Here is a 22,079-nt window from a genome sequence, read left to right as displayed (position 1 = left end):
TATACGGGTCGAAGGTGACCAGTCTTTCATCATCGCCCGATGCACGACCGACGTTTCTTGAGAACCTCGCAAGCGCGCCCTGCTTGCGCGCAGCGACGCCGGGGGCGTCGGGCTAGCGTTCGGCCTCGAGCAGCGCTCGCGCCGCGCCGAGCACGCGCTCGGGGGTGTGCTCACGCATGCAGGTGAACGCCCCGCCGCAGGTGGGATGGCGGCGGCAGGGCGAGCAGTCGAGGTGGTCGTAGAGCACCGTGCCCGGTGCCGGGTCCGTGCGCACGTAGGGGCACGTGGAGCCGAACAGGGCGAGGGTGGGTCGCCCCAGGGCGATGCTCATGTGGGTGAGGCCCGTGTCGACGCCGATGCTCAGGGCACCGCGCGCCAGCAGGGCGATCTTCTCCCCGAGGTGGCTGTCGGGGCCGGCCACCACCGTGATCTGCCCCTCGGTGGCGGCGGCGATGCGCTGCGCGTGGTCGAGATCGCCGGGGCCGCCTAGGAGCCAGATCGGATGGCCGCTGTGCGCCGCCTGCAGTTGGGTGGCCAGTGCCGCCCAGTAGTCGTCGAACCAGTGCTTCTGGGGGCGGGTGGTGAAGGGAAGCAGGAAGATTGGCTTCGCGAGCCCAAGACGCTCGGCCGCTGCCTGAGCATCAGCGTCCCTGGCGGCGAGGGACATGGGGAAGTCCGCTACGTCGAGGCCGAGGGCCTGGGCGAGGTGGCGATACTCGCGCGAGGGGCGATCGGGCTGCTCGTCCATCCGCCCTGAGACGCTCTGCGTGTAGAGCAGCTGCGCCCCCTCTCGTGGGCGTAGTCCGACCCGGCGAGGGGCGCCGCTTAGAACGGTCCACAGCGCGCTTTTCAGCAAGCCCTGGGCGTCGATCGCCAGGGTGAATCCACGCGCCCGCAAGGCCTTCGCGAAGCGCCAACCCTCTGCCAGGCCGGCGAACGAAGGCCCGCTACGAACGCCCTTCGGCAGCACCAGTACCTCGTCGATGAGGGGGTGCTCGTGGAGCAACTCCTGGCCGATCGGTGTGGTTAGCCAGGTGATCTTAGCGTCGGGCCAGCGCTGGCGCAGGGCGGGGAGAAGGGCGGTGGTGAAGACGATGTCACCAATCGCGCTCAGGCGAATGATGAGGATTATGGGTGGGGAGGACGACACGATGGCTGAGCGGGACGCCCGATGCCCGAGCGTCCCGCCTGTGGTTGCTTCTCGTCAGTCGCCTATCACGCCACCGTCCGCGAGGTCGCCGGCCGGCCCCGGGGGCTGACCGAAGCTGTCGCGCAGGATGAAGAAGTCGTCCAGGTCGACGACGCCGTCGCCGTCGAAGTCCGCGTCCTCATCGTTGCTGTTGAAGCGGGGACGGAAGATCTGGAAGTCCTGGAAGTTGACGATGTTGTTGTTGTTCAGATCCGCATCACACACATTGCCGAAGCCGTCGCCGTCGGTATCGCGCTGATCGGCGTTGGCCACCAAGGTGCAGTTGTCCTGCGCATCCGGCACGCCGTCGCTGTCCGTGTCGTCCGTGTCGCAGCCCGCGCCGGCCGCACGCAGGAGCACATCGTCGACGTGCCAGCCATCGGCGCTGACGAAGCCGTCCGTGTCGATGCGGAAGCGGAACTGGGCCTGGCTGGCGCCCGCCAGCTGCGGCAGGTCCAGCTGCTGCTGGGAGAAGCTGTTGGCCGTGCCGTCGAAGCTCGCGAGCGTGCTCCAGGTGCTGCCGTCGGTGCTCACCTCGACATAGCAGAAGTCATAGGTGGCTTCCGTGTCGCACACCTGGCTCCAGCTGAGGCGGACGTCGTCGTAGGCGCTCAGGTTGAACACCGGTGAGGTGAGTGAGTCGCTGCGGTTCGAGCTGTAGTCGCCGCCAGGGCTGTCGGACCAGGCGTTGGCCGGGCTGTTGGCAAGCTCGGGGCTGATGGCCCAGCGCCCGTCCGGGGTCCAGCCCACGTTGCCGCCCTCCACATCGTCCGAGAAGACGGTGCAGAACGGCTCGAGCACGAAGTCGAGCTGTTGCGTTTGACCGCCCGCGAGGCTGACGTCCACCGGTGCGGGGTCCGCGTAGTCATCGCTCACGGTGCTGACCGAGACGGTGTAGTCGCCAGCCGGCAGGGCCAGATCGTAGTTACCGCCCAAGGTGTCTGCACTGAAGCCATCCGTGCTGATGGTGGCCTCGAGGGGGAGCCCTGAGTCGGCGGCGGTGACGCTGCCTGCCAGGCTGGCGGCGTTGGCCGGGTCCAGCACGTAGAAGAACGCCGCGGTGACCACGCCGCGGTTGCCGGCGGCGTCTTCGCCCTCCACGTAGACGATGTGTCGGCCGTCCGCCAGACCGCCGGTCGGGAGCAGTCCGTTCACGTCCTCAGTCACCTCATCGAAGCTGCCGTCCAGGGCGCCGAGCGCAATTGGTGTGGCGCCGGCTTCCCAGGGGGCGACGTCGACGTAGGCGCGCGCCGCGGCGATGTTCTGGGTGGGTTCACGGCCGTTGCTGTTGTTGTAGCGGCCATCGCTCATAGACGCCGATACGTCGACAGGCTGACCAGGTTCGACCACCGCTTGAGCCACGGTCACCTCGATCACCTCGGGGCCGGCCGGCAGCAGGTAGGGCGCACGCGCCGTCTTCGCTGCGTAGAGCAGCGACTGCAGGTTGTCCGGCAGGATCGTGTTCTCGAATACGCCGCACTCCTGGAAGAACTCTGTGCCGAGCTCGTACACGTAGGCCGCGAGGCCGAGCTCGCCGTAGGCGAAATCGATCGTCGTGCCGTCGGTGATGTACAGGCCCGTTGCCTGATCGGGCTCATAGCCATTGAAGAAGGCCAGCTTGCGCCCGAGGGTGGTCAAGGCCTGGCCGTTCGGCGCATCGGCGTTGCCCCAGCCCCACGGCCACAGGACGAGTTCGCTGAAGCTGTGGATGTCGAGGAACACGCCGCTGGCATCGGCGGGTGCTGCATCGCCGATGTCATCGCCACGCTGGTCGGGGAAGATCGTGCGCAGGTAGTTCTGGATGTTCTGCGTCTCAGGTTCCGAGCTCGGCGTAGGGCCTCGATAGGTTTCGTTGCACTGGTTGCCGCTGGAGCCGCCGCAACAGCCCCACAGGAACTCGAAGTTGCGGTTCAGATCTGCGCCCCGGGCCGTGGAGGTGGGGCTGCAGTAGTTCTGGTTGGTGTTCTTGCGCCAGACCAGGCCCGTCTCCGCCTGCTTGCGCCCGTCCGGGTTGGCCTGGAGCACGAGGTGGATTTCGTGTGCGTCGAGGAGCCAGGTGGCGTCCGCGTCCACGCCGTAGCTGTCGATGAGGTACTCAGCGAAGCGCGTGTTCAGTTCGGCGGTGGCGTACTCGCGCGCGTGAATGGCGCTCATCGCGAACAGCTTGGGCTTGGGTCCCGGGATGTTCTCGTTGGTGAGGCGTAGCACGCTCACCTCGAAGCCGCCTTGGCCCGTCTCGCGTTCCCAGCTCTCGCCGATCGGCGTCCACTCGGCGAGGTCCGGGAAGTTCTCAGCGATCGCCGCGGCGCTGGAGAGGGTTTCCTCCACCGTTCGGTAGCAGACGAATCCCGGGATGTTGCCCTGTGGGCTGGGAGTGAGGGCGAGCCGCGTCTGTTGGTTGCGCAGGCGCGCCGTGGCGCGTTCGTCGAGCTCAACGCGGAAACCGAGCGCTTCCAGGCGCTCCAAGCCCTTGGCGTCGACGCCGATCGTGAGGTAACCCTTCTCGTGGACCACCCGCCAGGGCACGTAGTCGGCGGCCAAAGCCTCCACCTGCGTACGGTCTTCGAAGTAAGCGGTGACGATGATGGGATCATCGCCGTCGACGGCGAGCGTGTGCGCCGTGGCGAATAGCGGTGCGAGCAGGGCAACCGCCGCGAGCAGTAGGCGATAGTGCATGGGGAACCCCCGGATCTTTTTGCGTAACGCGAGCCCTTACGTCGAGGGCTCGTTCCGCTTGGATGGTACGCGATCCGGGGAGGCTTTGCGTGGCCGCTCAGCTGCGCGAATGACGCGCCGCGGCGACGCTGCTGGGGGTGTTGCGCCTTCGGCCCTGCGCCCGGGGGTGAGCCCGGGCGAGGCGCCGTGGTGCGAAGGAACTACGCCTTGGCGAATCCGAGCAGGTGGGCGAGGTCCTTGAAGAAGATCCGGGCGTGGGCCGCGTGGTCGGGCTTGCCGAGTTCCTTGTTCATGTAGGCATCCCAGGTCAGGCGCTGCACGTCGCGGTCTTCGCAGATCTTGACGAAGCGTTCGCGGCGCTTGTCGTTGCGATACCAGAAGTGCTGCATGATGCCGAGGATCCAGAACACTTGGCCGTGGGACTTCATGAAGCGTTGCCGGGCGGTCCGAAGGAGACGAGCATCACTGTTAGCCAGCGCTAGCTCCACCGCTTCGGCCACCACCTGGCCGCCGAGCATGGCGTAGTAGATACCCTCACCGGAAGCCGGCGCCACCAGCCCCGCCGCATCGCCGGCCAGGATGATGTCGTTGCCGTTGTCCCAGCGCTTCAGGGGCTTCATGGGGATCGGCGCGCCTTCGCGGCGCACGGTGGGTGCATCGCGCAGGCCGGCACGATCGCGCAGCTCGCCGACGGCGTTGCGCAAAGAGTGTTGACCCTTCATGGCCGTGCCCGTGCCCACGCTCGTGGTGTGGCCGTGGGGGAACACCCAGCCGTAGAAGTCCGGTGATACATCGCCCTGGTAGTAGACGTCGCAGCGCGCCGGGTCGAAGTGAGCGGTGGTCTCGGCCGGGGGCGGGGACTCGATTATCTCGTGGTAGGCGTACACGAAGGGGATCTTGCCGGCGCCGGGCACACCCTGCCGTCCCACCTCCGAGCGGGCGCCGTCCGCCCCAATCAGCATGCGGGCTTTCACCGTGCCCACTTCGCCGGCGCCGCCGTGGCGTGCCTTGTAGTGGATCTGCAGCGTGCCGTCGCTGTCGCGATCGAAGTGCTCGAAGGCGCCGGTGCGGCGTTCGGCACCGTTGTCGGCGGCCCGTTGCCGCAGCCACTCATCGAACTCGTCGCGGTCGACCATGCCGACGTAGCCGTCGCTGATGGGCATGTCCACCAGGTTGTTCGACGGTGAGACCATGCGCGCGGATTGCACCTTAGCCTTGAGGATGTGATCGGGGATCGCGAAGTCGCGGATCAGGCGCGGTGGGATGGCGCCGCCGCAAGGCTTGATACGGCCCGCCTTGTCGAGGAGCAATACGGAGCGACCGTTTCTCGCTAGCACGTCAGCGGCGGTCGCACCGGCGGGTCCACCGCCAACCACCACTGCATCATAGATGTCCATCGCGCGGCTCATACCTGAGAGTCTCCTTCGCCGTCGAAATCAAATCACGTGCCGATCGGACGGCGCGCTGAGAGAGGGATGACCGCCGCCGCCACTACTGCTGGGGACCGAGCGCTCGACGGCGCTGGCGCGGGCGGGAGCGGGCTGGCCGATACGCGCGGCCAGGGCGGCAGCGGCCAGGAAGATGACGGCCTGGGCAGCGAAGACGCTGGCGAAGGCGCCGAGGGGCGATCCGAAGATGCCACGCACCACGTCCACGGCGACCGTGCCGAGGAACATGCCTAGGCCCATGGCGATGGCCTGGGAGGCGCCCCACAGGCCCATGCGAACGCCTTCTCGGCGAGCTCGTCCGGCGCCCGCCAGTTGCATCATGGAGGTGATCGCCGCCACCGCGTAGACGCCGTTGGCGAGCCCGAGGGCGAAGACGTTGGCCTCCAGGGGCCACTCGGTGCCCACGGAGCCTCCAATGGAGAGCAAGGCCAGCGTCAGGGCGGATGCGAGGCAGCCGCCGACGGTCCACGCCCGTACGGAGCCGAGGCGGCCGCCCACCAGGGAACTGCAGACGATACCGATGAGCAGCATGCCGAGGAGCACGCCCTTGTTCTGGGTGCTCGACAGCAAGGTCGATTCGCCAGGCGTCATGCCGAACACCACGCCGGCGAAGGGTTCGAGGATCAGGTCTTGTGCGCCGTAGGCGAGCATCGAGACGAAGACGAAGATCGTAAACAGGCGCGCTTGAGGTTCGTCCCAGATCTGGCGAATCGCGCGACCGAAGGCCGGTGCTTCTTGCGCCTGTGCTCCCCTATCGTTTTCTGTAGGTGCCGCGCACGACGCTTCCAGGCGGAACATGGCGATCAGCGTCATCAGCATGGCCCCGCCACCGATCCAGGCGGTCACCTCGATGAGGCGCTGCAGGGAGAAGGGATCGAGCATCTGCCCGGCCACGGCGGTGGAAATGATGAAGCCCGCGATCATCATGATCCAGATCATCGTGGCCGCCGCCGAGCGTCGACCTTCGGGCACCCGCTTCGCCATGAGCACCAGCAGGACCGTACCACAGGCGCCCACGCCGAGACCGATCGCGACGAAGGCAAGCATCGCCAGCGCGATGCCGGCGATGAGGTGGGTGGCGGCGAGCGCGGTGGCCACGGCGGCGAGCACGCCACCCGAGGCCAGCACCGCCATGCCGCCCAGGATCCACGGGGTGTGGCGACCGCCCAGGTCAGACCCATAGCCCATACGTGGGCGCATCATCTGCACCGCGTAATGGATGCCGATCAGTACGCCGGGCAGCATCGCCGGCAGGGCGAGCTCAACCTGCATAACGCGATTGATCACCGACGTGTCCAGCACCACGATGGCGCCGAGGGAGGCCTGCACCAGGCCTAGGCGAAAGATGCCGAACCAACCGAGACGAGATGAGCCTTGCACGGCTAGCCTCCTGCGAGGGCGCGTAGGGCGAAGGCGCTCACCAGCATGCCGAGAACATAGAGGGTGATGCCAGTGGCGTTGTACCAGGGGGCGAGCTCACGGGGCTGGCGCAGCAGCTTGGCCATGAGCGCGAGTTGCGTTAGCAGCAGGCCAAGGACGATCAGGGCGTGGATGGGTTGCCCCCAGGACCAGAGCAGGGGGATCACCACGAGCTGCGGCAGCACCATGACCACGCACGCGAGGCGCGCCGCGCGCTCTACGCCGAGTTGCACGGGGAGGGAGCGCAGACCCATCTGCGTATCGCCGTCCACGGACTTGAAGTCGTTCAGGGTCATGATCCCGTGGGCACCGAAGCTGTAGAGCAGGGCCAAGGTGATGATGCGCCCGTCGGGCGCTGTCGCCGCCATGACGGCAGCGCCGGTGTACCAAGGCAGCCCCTCGTAGCAGAGCGCGACGGCGGTGTTGCCCCACCAGCCGTTCTGCTTCAGGCGCAGGGGCGGTGCGCTGTAGATCCAGGCCAGGACCAGGCCGAAGACGGCGGCGCTGAAGCCCCAGGGGCCGAGCAAGGTGGCCACGGCCAGCGAGGCACCGGTCCAGGCGATGGCGATGTAGAGCCCCCAGCGCCCGGGAATGCGACCGGAAGGAATCGGGCGCTCGGGCTGGTTGATGGCGTCGACGTGGCGGTCGAACCAGTCGTTCACCGCCTGGCTGGTGGCGCAGACCATGGGGCCGGCCAGCAACACGCCGGCCGCGATGATCAGCAGGCGACCATCAGCGGACAGGCCGGTGGAGACGATGCCGCAGGTGAACGCCCACATGGGCGGGAACCAGGTGATGGGCTTGAACAGCTCCACCACGGCACTGAATTGAGGAAGCGGTGTCCCGGCTGCCGCGGCGGCACCCGTGGAGGCTTGGGGAGCGTTGGTAGCCATGGCGCCAAGGTAGTCGCGTCAGGGCTCAGTGTCAATTAAAGCTTACAGCTATCCGGGGGTGTCGCTGTCGCCTTGGATTGACGTTGCGCTGCGGTCAGCTGTCCCCGGCGGGGGGTGGGCTCTCGCCGTCGGAATCGCTCGCCAGGTCACCCAGACCGTAGCGGCGCAGCTTCACGTACAGGCTCTGGCGGCTGAGGCCCAGCATCTCGGCGGCGGAGGCGCGATTGTCCTCGGTGAGTTCGAGCGCCGCCTCGATGCACAGGCGCTCGATCACGTCCGTCGTCTCGCGGACGAGTTCCTTGAGCGGCACGCGGCCCACCAACTCGGTCAGCTGCTCGACGGAGCGCGGCAGGGCGCGGCTGTCGCCGTTGCTGGCCTGGGGGCGCACCGTGTGGCGGATCGTGAAGCCGTAGCTGGCGGAGGCCTCACCGTTGGAAACGGTCACGGCTGACAGCTCCACGGTGACCGGCGGGCCGATCTCCGGCCGCAGATTGGTCTCGTAATGGCGCACGCTGCCGTGCTGGCGCAGGTGGGAGAGCAGCACGTTGGTGTCCACGCCCGGCCGTCCCAGCCATGTCTCCAGGGGCTTACCGCTGGCCTGGTCCACCGATGCTAACTGGGCGAGATCGGCGAAGGCCGGGTTCGCGGCCTGGATGTGGGTGTCGTGGTCGGTCACCACGAACGCCTCGGGCGCTCGGTCGATCAAGCTCAGGAACCGTGATGGCCCTTCGCCCTGAGCACCGCCCTCGCGTCGCTCCGGCAGGGTGATTCGCACCAGGAAGCACGGGTTGGCGTCTTGCCGGAACATGGACGCACCGACCAGTAAGGCGGCTTCGCCTTCGCCCGTGCCGACCGTGACCTCGCTCGCCCGCCCGGCACCGCGGATGGTCGATAGCATTGTGCCGATCGTCTGGGCGGCGCCCGCCTCGAAGCACTCCAGCAAGCGTCGGCCGACGATTCCGCGCCCTGCATCGCCGAGTAACTCGCGGGTGGCGGGGTTGGCCTCGAGCACCTTCTCGGTGTTCGCGTCAACGATCAGCACCGCTTCGCCGGTGGTTTGAAACAGCAATCGGTAGCGGGTCTCCGCCATGCGAATGCGTGAGTAGTCGCGTTCGAGGGTCTGCTGGGCTTCGACCAGGCGCTGTTGCAACTTCGAGATGGCACCCAAGTTGCGACCGATCAGGATGATCTGACCGCCGTCGCCGAGGCGTTGAGCGGCGTAGTTGACCGGAACGTCCGCGCTGTCGCGGCTGCGGGCGGTGTGGTTGAGCTGTCGCCAGGCGCTCGGGGCATCGGCCGGTGCTTGCGCAAGCAACTCCGGCACCTTGGGGCGGGTATCAGCGGAGACCGTGTCCTCCAGACGCTTGCCGATCCACCCTTCTACGCCGAGCTCCTCAAGATCCGCGTCACTCACCGCTAGATCTTCGACCACGCCGTCGGCGCCCAGCACGATCGCGAGATCTGCTGCCGCGGCAAGCAGGTTTGCCGTGGCATCGACGTGCACAGCGGCGAGGAATTCTTGTGGAGTCCTAAATGACTTCACGCGTGATGCCTTCCCTAAGTCCCAGTGTGAACCAGCAAAAAGGTGCGCATTCTAATGGAGCCGTCAGGCGCGGCAATCGGCGGCGAGCAATCCAAGCAGTTGCTCGGCGCGCGCAGGCGCATCCTGGGCCTTTTCCGCGCCCGCATCAGCGCCCACGCGAGCGACGAGTTCTGGTCGATGGATGAAGGCTGGGCCGCCGGCCATGATGCCGATCGCGCGATTGACTGACGCACGCCTGATGGCGCGGATGGTGGCGGCGAGCGAGTCGAGCTGGCGGGTGGAGCCAGCAGATAGGCCAACCACGGCGAACCAATCGTTGGCGACCGTGGTGGCGAGCTCATCGAGCTCTGCGCCTGGGAGGGTGGCCACCTCCCATCCGGCGCGGCGGAAGTACTCGCACACCATCAGCGTGCCGAACAGGTGCTGCTCGCCCGGGCACGGGGCCAGCAGGATGCTGCGGCGAGGGTGCGGGTAGCGAGTGGCGCCGAGAAAGTCGTAGCTCAGCTCACGCAGCAGTTGCTGCAGGCGGCCGACCGCGACGGTGACGTCGGCGAAGCTCGCGCCGTCCCGCTCCCAGCGTTCGCCGAGCTCGCGCGCGGCGCCGGCCAGCAGCTGCGTATAGATGTCTTCCACCGGCGTGTCTTGGGCCAGGTGGGCGTCGATCAGCGGCTCCACCGCCTCATCCCGCAATAAGGCGTCGACAAGGGCGTCCACGCAGGCGGGCGACACTCGCACTCCCGGCGGCTCGGGCAGTGCCTGGCTGACTAACTGTTGTTCAGGTCTTGAGAGCAGCAAGCGGGGGATCACCTCGCTCTCGATAGTGGCGATCAGCCCGCCGAGCTCGTCGCCGTAGGATCTTTCCTTCCCGGAGCACGCTGGTTGGGGAGCGCCGGCTGTGCGGCGGTCGTCATGCTGCGTAGCGTCAACCGCCCGTTGCGAACAGACAGGCATGTTTCACCTCGTCCCTACCAACCGAAAAACGCCTGCCCATCAGGAAGGTGGATGTGAGTGGAGTCGGCCGCGTCACGATCGCGGCTTCTGCGCGTCCGTGCGACGACCACCTTGAGCGATCGTACTTAGCGCTTTCTGTCCCATAATTGTCAAGCTGATGGTACGAAACTTTGTGTCTACCTGAGTTGACACTCAGCGGGTCCGAGGACTAGATTGGCCTTGCTTATAGTGTGGAGAGGCCGATGCAGCGAAGCCTGCCGACAACACCCGCGCAGCCGGCGCTGTATACCGCAGAGCAGCGAACGCGGCGTGATGCGTCGCCGTGGACGATGGTGCAGGCCATTCTGGCCCCGCTTCAGTTCCTCGTGTTCCTGGTGAGCGTAGTGCTCGTGATCCGCTACCTGGTGGGCGGGGAGGGCTTCGCGCTCGCCACGGCCTCGGTGGTGATCAAGACCTTGGTGCTCTACACCATCATGGTCACCGGTGCCCTCTGGGAGCGTGATGTCTTCGGGCAGTACCTCTTCGCCGGGCCGTTCTTCTGGGAAGACGTCGTGAGCATGCTGGTGATCGGCACGCACACGGCTTACCTGATCGCCGTGTTTACCGGCGCGCTCGGTCCCGTCGGGCAGATGCTGCTCGCGCTCATCGCCTACGCCACCTACGTGGTCAACGCGGTGCAGTTCGTGCTCAAGCTTCGCCAGGCGCGGATGGCGCCCGTCGCGCCTGCGCCGCCGACCGGCTCTTTGGCCTATGGAGCGGGCAAGTGAGCGACGTACAAGAGCATGTGCTGCAGCAAGATCTGGGCTGCGATGACCTGCCGGTTTTGCGTGAACGTGGTCAGCGCGAGGTGTTCTGCGGTCTCACAGGCATCATCTGGCTCCACCGCAAGATTCAGGATGCCTTCTTTCTCGTGGTGGGCTCTCGCACCTGCGCCCACCTGATCCAGTCGGCGGCGGGAGTGATGATCTTCGCCGAGCCGCGTTTCGGCACAGCGATCCTGCAGGATCGGGATCTCGCCGGTATGGCCGACTGCAACGACGAGCTCGATCGCATCGCCGGTGAGTTGCTCGCGCGCCGACCGGATATCCGCACCCTGTTTCTCGTGGGCTCCTGCCCGTCCGAGGTGATCAAGCTCGATCTGGCCAAGGCGGCCGAACGCCTAACGGCAGCGCACACTGGTCGGGTGCGCGTGCTGAGCTACTCGGGCAGCGGTATCGAGACCACCTTCACCCAGGGTGAAGATCAGTGCCTGAAGGCGCTGGTGGAGCATCTCCCGGAGGATCCGACGGCGGCTCATTCGCTGCTGGTCGTGGGTAGCTTGCCGGACATTGTGGAAGACCAGTTCCAGCGGCAGTTCGATGCGATGGACGTCGGGCCCGTGCGGTTCCTGCCGGCACGACGTTCCTCTGAGATGCCCGCGATTGCACCCGGTACTCCCTTTTTGCTGGCGCAGCCGTTCTTGAACGAAACGGCCCGTGCGCTGGAGGCACGGGGCGCGCGTCATCTCTCGGCGCCCTATCCCTTCGGCGTCGAGGGCACGCTCGCCTGGCTGCGTGCGGCGGGCGAGGTGTTCGGCTGCACCGAGGAGCGCCTGGCGCAGGTCACCGAGGCGCCCGTGCGCCGTGCCCGCCAAGCGCTGGCGCGCTATGCGAGCACGCTGAAGGGGCAGCGTGTCAGTTTCCTGCCGGACTCTCAGCTGGAGATTCCCCTGGCGAGGTTCCTCCATCGCGAGTGCGGCATGGAGCTCGGCGAGATCGGTGTGCCGTTCCTCGATCGTGGCTTGCTCGCGGCGGAACTCCCCCAGCTTCCCGCCGGTGTTCGTCTGGTGGAGGGGCAGCACGTGGACGATCAGCTCGATCGGGTGCGTGCTGATCGACCCGACCTGACCGTATGTGGCCTTGGCCTGGCCAATCCCCTCGAAGCCGAGGGGTTGCGTACCAAGTGGTCCATCGAACTCGTTTTTTCGCCGGTTCACGGCTTCGATCAGGCAGCTGACCTGGCGGAGTTGTTCGCACGGCCCCTGTTGCGAAAGGAGCGCCTCGCGGTCTGAGGACCGACGGCGTCGAGCCATGGAATTGACGGTCTGGACATACGAAGGCCCACCACACGTTGGGGCTATGCGCATCGCCACCTCGATGCGGGATCTGCACTACGTGCTGCATGCGCCGCAGGGTGACACCTACGCGGATCTGCTGTTCACGATGATCGAGCGGCGCGACTCGCGCCCGCCGGTTACCTACACCACCTTCCAGGCGCGTGATCTCGGCGGCGACACCGCCGGGCTGTTCATTCGCACGCTCGAGGAAGCTAACGAGCGCTTTAAGCCACAAGCCATGCTCGTGGGTGAGTCTTGCACGGCGGAGCTGATCCAGGATCAGCCCGGCGCCCTCGCCGAGGGCATGACGCTCAACGTGCCCCTGGTCCCGCTCGAGCTGCCCGCCTACTCGCGTAAGGAGAACTGGGGCGCCGCGGAGACTTTCTACAAGTTGGCGCGAACGATGCTGGCGGGCCAGATGCCGGCACCGGGCACGACCGCAAGCCGACCGGCCCGACCGGAGGGCCAGCGCCCCAAGGTCAACCTGTTGGGACCTACCTCCCTCGGCTTCCGCTGCCGCGACGACGTGGTCGAGGTGACGCGTTTGCTGGCGAGCGCGGGGGTGGATGTCAACGTGGTGGCCCCGCTCGGCGCCGCCCCCGAAGATCTCGCTCGCCTTCCCGAGGCCGATGCGAACATCAGTCTCTACCCGGAGGTGTCTGGCACGCTGGTGAAGTGGCTGGAGCGCACCTTCGGCCAACCGGCGGTACACACGGTGCCGATCGGCGTCGGCGCCACGCGCGATTTTCTGGCGGAGTTGGGGGCCGTGTTGGATATCGACGTGAGCGCAGCGCTCGCCGGCGATCCCTCGCGTCTTCCCTGGTATTCGCGCAGCGTCGATTCGACCTACCTGACGGGCAAGCGAGTGTTCATCTTCGGTGACGCCACCCACGTGGCCGCCGCCGCCCGCATCGCGACGGAAGAGCTGGCCTTCGAGGTGGTGGGCATCGGCACCTACAGCCGAGAGCAGGCGCGCATGGTCCGCGCGGCGGCCAAGCCGCTGGGGCTCGAGCCATTGATCACCGACGACTACTTGGAGGTGGAGCGGCACGTCACCGAGCTGCAACCCGAGCTCGTGCTGGGCACGCAGATGGAGCGCCATATGGCCAAGCGCCTGGGCGTGGGGTGCGCGGTGATCTCCGCGCCCGTGCATGTGCAGGACTTCCCCGCGCGGTATTCGCCGCAGATGGGCTGGGAGGGCGCCAACGTCATCTTCGACAGTTGGGTGCACCCCCTGGTAATGGGGCTGGAGGAGCATCTGCTCACGATGTTCCGGGAAGACTTCGAGTTCCACGATGGCGCCGTCGCCTCCCATCTGGGCAGCGGGCAGCGGCCGGAAGTCGCGAGCGAATCGCCGCCCTCGTCGGCCCTGGACGAGCCTCCCTCGGATATGCCGGCGGACATCGCACTCGGCTGGGCCCAGGACGCGGAGCGTGAACTGAAGAAGATCCCCTTCTTCGTGCGCGGTAAGGCGCGTCGCAATACGGAGCGCTTCGCACGCGAGCACGGCGTAGCCACCATCACTGTCGAGACGCTCTACGATGCCAAAGCGCACTTCGGCCGCTAAAACGAAAGCGACAGCCAAGGGGCAGCCCCCCTTGCGCTTCGTGATCGTGACCCTGGACAGTCATCTGGGCGGGGCCGTCGAGCACGCGCGCGAGTGCTTCGTGCGGGAAGGCCTGAACATCACTCTGCGTATGCACTGCGCGGCTGAATGGGGCGACGACTCAGAAGCACTGGCACGCTGCCATGAAGACATTGCGAGCGCCGACATCCTCGTCGTCAACATGCTCTTCCTGGAGGAACACATCCAGGCCGTGCTGCCCCAGTTGAAGGCGCGCCGCGACGAGTGTGCAGCGATGGTGTGTTCGATGGCGGCGGGCGAGGTGACTAAGCTCACCCGCATGGGGCGCTTCACCATGGACGGCTCCGCGAAGGGCCCCATGGCGTTACTGAAGAAACTCAAGCCTAAGAAGACGGCTAACAACTCCTCAGCCGGGGCGTCGCAGATGAGCATGCTGCGCCGTCTGCCGGCGATCCTGCGTTTCATCCCAGGCACGGCCCAGGACGTTCGCGCCTACTTCCTCACCCTGCAGTATTGGCTGGCGGGCTCCAACGACAACGTCGTGGAGATGGTGCGCTTTCTGGTCGGACGTTACGCCGACGGCGCCCATCGCAAATTGCGCGGGAAGGTGAAGTCGGAAGCACCGGTGCACTACCCCGACGTGGGCGTCTACCACCCACGGTTGAAGGGCCGTATGGGGGAGGATGGCGGGGCGCTGCCGTCTCCCGACTCGCCCCGCGGCACGGTCGGGTTGCTGGTGTTGCGATCCTACGTGTTGGCTGGCAACGCAGATCACTACGACGGCGTAATCGAGGCCTTGGAAGCTAAGGGGCTGCGCGTGGTGCCGGCCTTCGCAAGCGGCCTGGATGCGCGTCCGGCGATCGAGCAGTTCTTCCTCGATCCCCAAGGTAATTCGACGGTGGATACGGTCGTCTCGCTCACCGGGTTCTCCCTGGTCGGCGGGCCCGCCTATAACGACGCAGACGCGGCGGCGAAGATTCTCGGTCGCCTCGACGTGCCCTACATAGCCTGCCATCCGGTGGAGTTCCAGACACTCGATCAGTGGGAATCGTCGGCGCGGGGCTTGCAGCCCGTCGAGGCCACGATGATGGTGGCGATACCGGAGCTCGACGGCGCGACCTCGCCGATGCTGTTCGGTGGGCGTCGCGAACTCGAGGGTGGCCGTGACCGGGCTATGTCAGTGCACCCTGAGCGTGCCGAACGCCTCGCCGATCGCGTGGCGCGTATGGTGGCGCTACGGCGCACCGAGCGTGCGCAGCGGCGCGTGGCCATCGTCCTGTTCAACTTCCCGCCCAACGGTGGCAGCGTCGGCACGGCGGCCTACCTGTCCGTCTTCGAGTCGCTGCACGCCACGTTGGCACGCCTGAAGAAGGCCGGGTACGAGGTCGAAGTGCCCGATAGCGTGGACACGCTGCGCAACGCGGTCATCGAAGGCAACCGCACCCGGTTTGGGACGGACGCCAATGTGCTCGACCACGTGAGCGTCGACGATCACGTGCGTCGCGAACCCTGGCTCGACGAGATCGAATCCCAATGGGGTACCGCACCCGGTAAGCACCAAACGGACGGTCGCTCCCTGTTCGTGCTCGGCGCTCGCTTCGGCAACGTGGCCGTCGCCGTGCAGCCGGCCTTCGGTTACGAAGGCGATCCCATGCGCCTGCTCTTCGAGGGCGGTTTCGCACCCACCCACGCCTTCGCCGCGTTCTACCGCTACCTGCGCGAAGACTTCGCAGCGCACGCCTGCCTGCACTTCGGCACCCACGGTGCACTCGAATTCATGCCCGGGAAGCAAACGGGGATGTCGGATCAGTGCTGGCCCGAGCGCCTGCTCGGCGCCCTGCCTAACTTCTACCTGTACGCGGCGAACAACCCCTCGGAGGGCACGATCGCCAAGCGCCGTGCCGCTGCCACGCTAGTGAGCTACCTGACGCCTCCCGTTCAGCATGCCGGCCTCTATCAAGGGCTGCTGGACCTGCGCGAGTCCGTCGACACTTGGCGGTCTCTGGCGCCGGACGAACGCGTTGGGCGCGAGGATTTGCCGGCGCTCATCCAAGCTCAGGCGGCTGCCCTGGATCTCGCGGAGGAAGCGCCCGCGTGGGAGGCGCCAGCGGAGCATATCGATACGCTAGCGGGGCGCATGCTCGAACTCGAGTACACGCTGATCCCCCACGGCATGCACGTGGTGGGGGCGGACCCGACTGCTGCTGAGCGAGTGGACTGGCTCGCTGCGGTGGCGGATGCGACACACGGATTCACGCCGCCGCTCGAAGCGCTGGAGACCCTGACTTGCGGCGGCGATGCCGAGGCGGCGATGGCGGTCGACGAGGAACTGCAGACCTTGTCGGAAGAAGCGCGCGAGGAACGTGCTCAGGCCTACGTGCACTTGGTCAGGATCAATAGTCAGCTGAGCGGCGATCCGGAGTTGGACGCGATCGTCCACGCCCTGGACGGGGGCTTCGTGGCACCGGCGCCGGGCGGTGATCTGATCCGTACGCCGGATATTCTGCCGACCGGTCGCAACCTGCACGGCTTTGACCCCTTCCGCATCCCGAGTGCCTTCGCTGTGCGCGACGGTGCCGGTCAAGCGGCGCAACTGCTCGCGCGGCACCAGCAGGAAACCGGCGCCCTGCCGAAGTCGATCGCCATCGTGCTGTGGGGCACGGACAACATCAAGAACGAAGGCGGACCCCTGGCCCAGGCGCTGGCGCTGATGGGGGCGACGCCTCGCTTCGACAGCTACGGGCGTCTGTGCGGCGCCGCTCTGATTCCCCTGGAGGAGCTTCGCCGGCCCCGCATCGATGTGGTGATGACCCTGTCGGGGATCTTCCGCGATCTGCTGCCGCTGCAAACGAGCATGTTAGCCGAGGCGGCCTACCTCGCTGCGAGCGCGGAGGACGAGCCCCTGGAGGCCAACTACGTGCGCGCCAACGCCCTAGCCTGGCAGCGCGAGCACGGGGGAGATCTGGAGACGGCGGCGCTGCGCGTGTTCTCCAACGCGGACGGCGCCTACGGCTCGAACGTCAATCAGATGATCGATTCGAGCTGCTGGGACGAGGAGGACGAGTTGGCCGACGCCTACGCCCAGCGCAAGTGCTTCGCCTACGGAGTCGGCGGCAAGCCGGTGAAGCAGTCGGCGTTGCTCGCGGGCGTACTCGGCAACGTCGAGCTGGCCTACCAAAACCTGGAGTCCGTCGAGTTAGGGGTCACCACCGTCGACCACTACTTCGACACGCTCGGCGGTATCGGCCGCGCTGTGCTGCGCGAGCGCGGCGACGAGGTGCCTGTCTACATCGGCGATCAGACCTGCGGCAAGTCCGTCGTGCGCACCCTGAACGAACAGGTCGCGCTCGAGGCGCGCACGCGCATGCTCAACCCGAAGTGGTACGAGGGCATGCTCAAGCACGGCTACGAAGGTGTGCGCCAGATCGAAGCGTCCATCACCAACACGCTGGGCTGGTCGGCCACCACGGGGCAGGTGGCGCCGTGGGTCTACGATCGGCTCTCGGAAACCTTTGTGCTCGACGATGAGATGCGCAAGCGCCTCGCCGAGCTCAATCCCGCCGCCTCCCTGAAGGTGGCGAATCGCCTTCTCGAGGCGCACGAGCGCGACTATTGGTCGCCGGATGAAGAAACGCTGGAGGCGCTGCGGCGCGCCGGCGAGGAACTCGAGGATCGCCTCGAGGGTGTAACGGCCGAAGGGGTAGCAGCCGCATGAGTCTCGATAGTATTCCCGTCAAAGTTGAAACGCGCCGACCGCCGGACGGCGAGGGCAGCGTTCAGGTCCAGCAGGATCCGAACATGCGCATCGGTGCGGCCAAGGTGTTCGCCGTTTACGGCAAGGGGGGCATCGGCAAGAGCACTACGTCCTCGAACTTGTCCGTCGCCTTCTCGAAGCTCGGCAAGCGGGTGGTGCAGATCGGCTGCGATCCAAAGCATGACTCCACCTTTACGCTCACCAAGAGCTTGGTGCCTACAGTTATCGACGTCCTCGAATCGGTGGATTTCCACCCCGAGGAGCTGGAACTCGATGACTTCGTCTACGAGGGCTACAACGGGGTGATGTGCGTGGAGGCGGGCGGACCGCCGGCCGGCACGGGCTGCGGTGGCTACGTGGTGGGGCAGACGGTGAAGCTGCTCAAGGAGCACCACCTCCTGGAAGACACCGACGTGGTGATCTTCGACGTGCTCGGTGACGTGGTATGCGGTGGCTTCGCCGCGCCGCTGCAGCACGCCGATCGCGCGCTGATCGTCACCGCCAACGACTTCGATTCCATCTTCGCGATGAACCGCATCGTGGCGGCGATCCAGGCGAAGTCGAAGAACTACAAGGTGCGCGTGGGCGGCGTGATCGCCAACCGCAGCTCCGCCACGGATGAGATCGACCGCTTCAACGAGGCGGTGGGTCTGCAACGCGTGGCCCACTTTCCCGACCTCGATGTGATTCGCCGCAGTCGCCTGAAGAAATCGACCTTGTTCGAGCTGGAGCCAACGGCTGAACTCGAAGCGGTGCAGACCGAATACCTGCGTTTGGCGCAGAACCTGTGGGACGGCTTGGATCCGGTGTCGGCGGTGCCGATGAAGGATCGCGAGCTGTTTGACTTCCTGGGTTTCGATTGAAGCTAGGGGTCCTCGAGGCCCTGGCTTAGGAGAGGATGTAGACGATGGCTGGCTCTACCACTTATCAGCAACGGCGCGGGGAACTCGAAGAGTACTTCGATCGGACTGCAGCCGATGCGTGGGCCAAGCTCACGTCCGATGCACCCGTGTCGGGGGTGCGCGCGACCGTGCGTGCAGGCCGTGACGCCATGCGTGAGCAATTGCTCGCGTGGTTGCCGCTGCAACTGGGCAGTGCGCGGATTCTGGATGCCGGGTGTGGCACGGGCGCCCTCTCGGTCGCCGCCGCCGCCCGCGGTGCCGAGGTTACGGCGATCGACCTGTCGCCGACCTTGGTGCAACTGGCTGACGAGCGGCGACCACGGGATCTGCCCGGCAGCATCGAGTTCCGCACCGGTGACATGCTCGACGAGGGCCTGGGCGAGTTCGATCACGTGGTGTGCATGGACTCGCTGATCCACTACCGAGCGCCGGATATCGTCAACGCCCTCGAGCGCCTGGCGCCGCGGGTGCGTCGCTCCATGGTGATTACCTTCGCCCCCAAAACGGCCGCTCTGGCGGCGATGCACACGGTCGGGCGACTGTTCCCTCGCGGCGACCGGGCGCCGGCGATCGAGCCGGTAAGCGAGGCAAATCTGCGTCGGCTCATCGAGCGCAGCGGCATCCTCGGCGATTGGCAGGTGGCCAACACGCGGCGGATCAGCAGCGGGTTCTACACTTCTCAAGCGATGGAGTTGCGTCGGTCATGAGGCACCACGAGGCGAGATTCGGTCGCGGCTTCCAGATAGGCCCCGGCCTCCTGCCGTTCGCTGACGCGGCGTCGGACGAACTTCCCCTGGGGCGCTTGCTGCGCCTGTCCCTGTTCCAGGTGACGGCCGGCCTCGCCTTCGTCTTGCTCAACGGCACGCTGAACCGAGTGATGATCGTCGAGTTGGGCGTACCGACCTGGCTCGTGTCCTTGATGATCTCGATTCCCCTGGTGTTCGCGCCCCTGCGTGCGTTGATCGGCTTCCGTTCCGACCATCACCGATCGGTCCTCGGCTGGCGGCGTGTGCCGTACATCTGGATGGGCACCCTGCTGCAGTTCGGTGGTTTGGCCATCATGCCCTTCGCACTGATCCTGCTCTCGGGCGACAGCACGGGGCCTGCGGTGGTGGGGCAACTGGGCGCCGCCCTGGCCTTCCTGCTCGTCGGCGCGGGTCTGCACACATCGCAAACGGCTGGTCTCGCGCTGGCCAACGACCTGGCGCCGGAGGAATCCCGGCCCCGAGTGGTCGCGCTGCTCTACGTGATGCTGCTGGTAGGTATGGTGGGGAGCTCCCTCGCCTTCGGTGCGCTGCTCACGGACTTCAGTCAGGTCAAACTCATTCGGGTGATCCAGGGCGCTGCGGTGCTCTCGCTAGTGCTCAACACGGTGGCCCTGGGGAAGCAGGAGGCGCGCGACCCGGTCCGCGCCCGCGCCCGCAGCGCGCCGCGCCCGGGTTTCGCTTCCGCCTGGCGTAGCTTTGTGGCCAGCGGTCGCTCCACGCGGCTCCTGGTGGTGGTCGGTCTGGGCACCGTCGGGTTCAGCATGCAGGACATCCTGCTCGAGCCGTACGGCGCTCAGATCCTGGGCTTGAGCGTCGCGCAAACTACCAGCCTAACGGCGATCTTGGCCTGCGGCACGCTGGTCGCCCTGGGGTGGGCCGCGCGCGAGATGGGTCGCGGTACCGATCCCTGTCGCCTCGCCGCCACCGGCACGCTCGTCGGCGTGATCGGGTTTTCTGCCGTCATCTTCGCAGAGCCCTTCCAGTTGCCGATCCTCTTCCGCTCGGGCACGGCGCTGATCGGGTTCGGCGGTGGGCTGTTTGGCGTCGGCACGCTGGTGGCCGCGATGGGCCTCGCCCGCGATGGGGCGAGCGGCCTCGCGCTGGGGGCCTGGGGCGCCGTCCAAGCTACGGCGGCGGGCCTCGGCGTCGCCCTCGGCGGCGGCCTGCGCGACGTCATCGGCAGCCTGGCCGTGGATGGCGCGCTCGGACCCGCGCTGGCCATGCAGGCGACCGGCTACAGCGTGGTGTACCACATCGAGATCGCGTTGCTCTTCATGACGATGGCTGCCATCGGACCGCTCGTGCGCAGTGCGAGTGCATCGGATAGGGACCTCAAAGAAGAGCGTGGGGAGTTTGGGCTGGCCGAGTTTCCCAGCTAGGTAATGCTTTAGTAGGAGAGGACAAAGTCAATGGGTGCTATCACCGGCTACATCGACGTTGCGCAAATGGTGCTATATCTGTTCTGGGGCTTCTTCGCTGCCCTGGTCATCTATCTGCAGGCGGAAAGCAAGCGCGAAGGCTTTCCTCTGGAGGAGGATGGCCCCTTGCCCAACTCCCTAGACCGCACCGCAGAGGGTTGGCCGCTGATGCCGCCTGCGAAGGACTACCTGCTGCACGACGGGCGCACCGTGTCCTATCCCGGTGACAACGGCGACCAGCGCGAGTTGGCGCTGACCCCCGCGCACGCATGGCCGGGAGCGCCATTCGATCCTACTGGCAATCCGATGGTCGATGGCGTCGGGCCTGCCTCCTGGGCGGAGCGCGACGATGAGCCGGACATGACCCACGAGCATCGACCCAAGGTGATGCCGATTCGCACGGCTCCGGAGTTCGTGGTGGCCGAGAGCGATCCTGATCCGCGCGGGATGCAGGTGATCGGCGCCGACGACAAGGTCGCTGGCACGGTCAGTGAGCTCTGGGTCGATACGGAAGAGCAGCTCATCCGCTACCTCGAGGTGGACATTCCCGGGTGGGAGCGCAATGTGTTGCTGCCGATGAACTTCTCGCGCGTTGACTTCGGCCGCGGTCGGATTCTCGTGAGCTCGATCACTGCCGATCAGTTCGCTCAGGTGCCGGTGAGCAAGAATCCGGACATCGTGACGCGTCTGGAGGAAGACAAGATTGTCGGCTACTTCGGCGGTGGCAAGCTCTACGCCAAGGCAGCTCGGATGGAGCCGCTGCTGTGAGTGAGTTCCTTGGCGAGCACGACCACGAGCCCGTTCGCGGGCTCCCGGGTCCTCTGCCGCCAGGGGAAGCCTTGCTATGGCAGGGCAGCCCCGATGCATGGTTGCTGGCGCGTGACGTCTTCCACCTACGGGTGCTGATAGGCTACTTCCTGGCCTTTGCGGTGTGGCGCGTCCTGGTGGGCATCAGCGATGGTCTCGCGCCGATGGCCGTGGTGATGGGCGCAGGGATCGTGGTGCTCATGGGCGCGCTGTTGATCGGCGCACTGGTCGCCTACGCCGCCTTGATGGCCAACTCGACGGTCTTCTCCATCACCAATCGGCGCGTGGTGGTGCGTTACGGTCTCACCCTTCCCAAAACCTGGAACCTGCCCTTCGGGCTGATTCGTTCGGCATCCCTGCGTTGCCGCGGCCGAGGGCGAGCGGGGGATGTGTGTCTCGAGCTGCCGGAGGAGGATCGCATCGGCTATCTGATGCTCTGGCCCTTCGCTCGGCCCGGCAAGCTGCTTCAGCCGCAGCCCATGTTGCGAGCACTGCCCGATGCGAAACAGGCGGCGACCGTCCTGTCCGATGCCCTGCAGGCGAGTCTTTCGAGGGCAGCGCGTGCGGAGACACCCGTCGCGCCCACCTTCGTCCCGGCCGGCACGGGGGCATCGCCGGCGGCGGTGTAGCTC

General features: G+C 66.6%; 16 protein-coding genes. 9 read left to right on the top strand and 7 right to left on the bottom strand.

Annotated features, from left to right (window positions below; all coding sequences use genetic code 11):
- Positions 1–112: 112 nt before the first annotated feature.
- The 7 genes from AAF184_00895 to AAF184_00865 all read right to left on the bottom strand — a co-directional run bounded on the left by AAF184_00895 (position 113) and on the right by AAF184_00865 (position 9,897).
- Positions 113–1,150 (bottom strand): glycosyltransferase family 9 protein, encoded by a 1,038-nt coding sequence (locus AAF184_00895; protein MEO0420863.1) that lies wholly within the window; start codon positions 1,148–1,150, stop codon positions 113–115.
- Between the two features lie 54 nt (positions 1,151–1,204).
- Entirely contained in the window at positions 1,205–3,865 is a 2,661-nt protein-coding gene (locus AAF184_00890; protein ID MEO0420862.1) for a M14 family zinc carboxypeptidase, read from the bottom strand.
- A 200-nt stretch (positions 3,866–4,065) separates the two neighbouring features.
- Positions 4,066–5,274, bottom strand: coding sequence for a geranylgeranyl diphosphate reductase (locus AAF184_00885; GenBank protein ID MEO0420861.1), 1,209 nt, complete (start codon positions 5,272–5,274; stop codon positions 4,066–4,068).
- A 27-nt stretch (positions 5,275–5,301) separates the two neighbouring features.
- The gene (locus AAF184_00880) at positions 5,302–6,693 is read right to left on the bottom strand and encodes a BCD family MFS transporter (protein MEO0420860.1); all 1,392 of its coding nucleotides are present in this window, start codon (positions 6,691–6,693) and stop codon (positions 5,302–5,304) included.
- A gap of 2 nt (positions 6,694–6,695) precedes the next feature.
- Positions 6,696–7,625, bottom strand: a complete 930-nt coding sequence (gene chlG, locus AAF184_00875; GenBank protein MEO0420859.1) for a chlorophyll synthase ChlG — start codon at positions 7,623–7,625, stop codon at positions 6,696–6,698.
- A gap of 94 nt (positions 7,626–7,719) precedes the next feature.
- Complete coding sequence (ppsR, locus tag AAF184_00870; GenBank protein ID MEO0420858.1) at positions 7,720–9,168, bottom strand: transcriptional regulator PpsR; 1,449 nt, start codon at positions 9,166–9,168, stop codon at positions 7,720–7,722.
- Positions 9,169–9,231: 63 nt separating this feature from the next.
- Positions 9,232–9,897, bottom strand: a complete 666-nt coding sequence (locus AAF184_00865) for a cobalamin B12-binding domain-containing protein (protein ID MEO0420857.1) — start codon at positions 9,895–9,897, stop codon at positions 9,232–9,234.
- 464 nt (positions 9,898–10,361) lie between these two features.
- Here AAF184_00865 and bchF point away from each other — a divergent pair, with 464 nt between their 5' ends.
- From bchF to puhB, 9 genes are read left to right on the top strand one after another with little or no spacing between them, the layout of a single operon-like run.
- Entirely contained in the window at positions 10,362–10,886 is a 525-nt protein-coding gene (gene bchF, locus AAF184_00860) for a 2-vinyl bacteriochlorophyllide hydratase (GenBank protein MEO0420856.1), read from the top strand.
- Positions 10,887–10,903: 17 nt separating this feature from the next.
- Positions 10,904–12,169, top strand: coding sequence for a ferredoxin:protochlorophyllide reductase (ATP-dependent) subunit N (locus AAF184_00855; protein MEO0420855.1), 1,266 nt, complete (start codon positions 10,904–10,906; stop codon positions 12,167–12,169).
- A gap of 19 nt (positions 12,170–12,188) precedes the next feature.
- Positions 12,189–13,781: a ferredoxin:protochlorophyllide reductase (ATP-dependent) subunit B gene (gene bchB / locus AAF184_00850; protein MEO0420854.1), complete on the top strand. Its 1,593-nt coding sequence runs from the start codon at positions 12,189–12,191 to the stop codon at positions 13,779–13,781.
- Positions 13,756–17,514 carry a magnesium chelatase subunit H gene (locus tag AAF184_00845; protein ID MEO0420853.1) on the top strand — a complete coding sequence of 1,253 codons (3,759 nt, stop codon included), beginning with the start codon at positions 13,756–13,758 and terminating at the stop codon, positions 17,512–17,514. Before bchB ends, AAF184_00845 begins: the two co-directional genes overlap by 26 nt.
- Positions 17,511–18,416 carry a ferredoxin:protochlorophyllide reductase (ATP-dependent) iron-sulfur ATP-binding protein gene (bchL, locus tag AAF184_00840; protein ID MEO0420852.1) on the top strand — a complete coding sequence of 302 codons (906 nt, stop codon included), beginning with the start codon at positions 17,511–17,513 and terminating at the stop codon, positions 18,414–18,416. The genes AAF184_00845 and bchL overlap by 4 nt, the downstream gene beginning before the upstream one ends.
- Positions 18,417–18,460: 44 nt before the next feature.
- Complete coding sequence (gene bchM, locus AAF184_00835; GenBank protein ID MEO0420851.1) at positions 18,461–19,162, top strand: magnesium protoporphyrin IX methyltransferase; 702 nt, start codon at positions 18,461–18,463, stop codon at positions 19,160–19,162.
- Positions 19,159–20,601, top strand: a complete 1,443-nt coding sequence (locus AAF184_00830; protein MEO0420850.1) for a BCD family MFS transporter — start codon at positions 19,159–19,161, stop codon at positions 20,599–20,601. Before bchM ends, AAF184_00830 begins: the two co-directional genes overlap by 4 nt.
- Positions 20,602–20,631: 30 nt before the next feature.
- On the top strand, positions 20,632–21,408 hold the full coding sequence (puhA, locus tag AAF184_00825; protein ID MEO0420849.1) for a photosynthetic reaction center subunit H: 777 nt from the start codon (positions 20,632–20,634) through the stop codon (positions 21,406–21,408).
- A complete protein-coding gene (gene puhB / locus AAF184_00820) occupies positions 21,405–22,076 on the top strand; it encodes a photosynthetic complex putative assembly protein PuhB (protein MEO0420848.1) in 672 nt (223 codons plus the stop codon). Before puhA ends, puhB begins: the two co-directional genes overlap by 4 nt.
- The last annotated feature ends 3 nt before the right edge of the window (positions 22,077–22,079 follow it).

Source organism: Pseudomonadota bacterium, assembly GCA_039815145.1.
In the GTDB taxonomy this organism is placed as follows: domain Bacteria; phylum Pseudomonadota; class Gammaproteobacteria; order Steroidobacterales; family JBCBZW01; genus JBCBZW01.
This window is presented reverse-complemented; position numbering and strand designations above follow the sequence as displayed.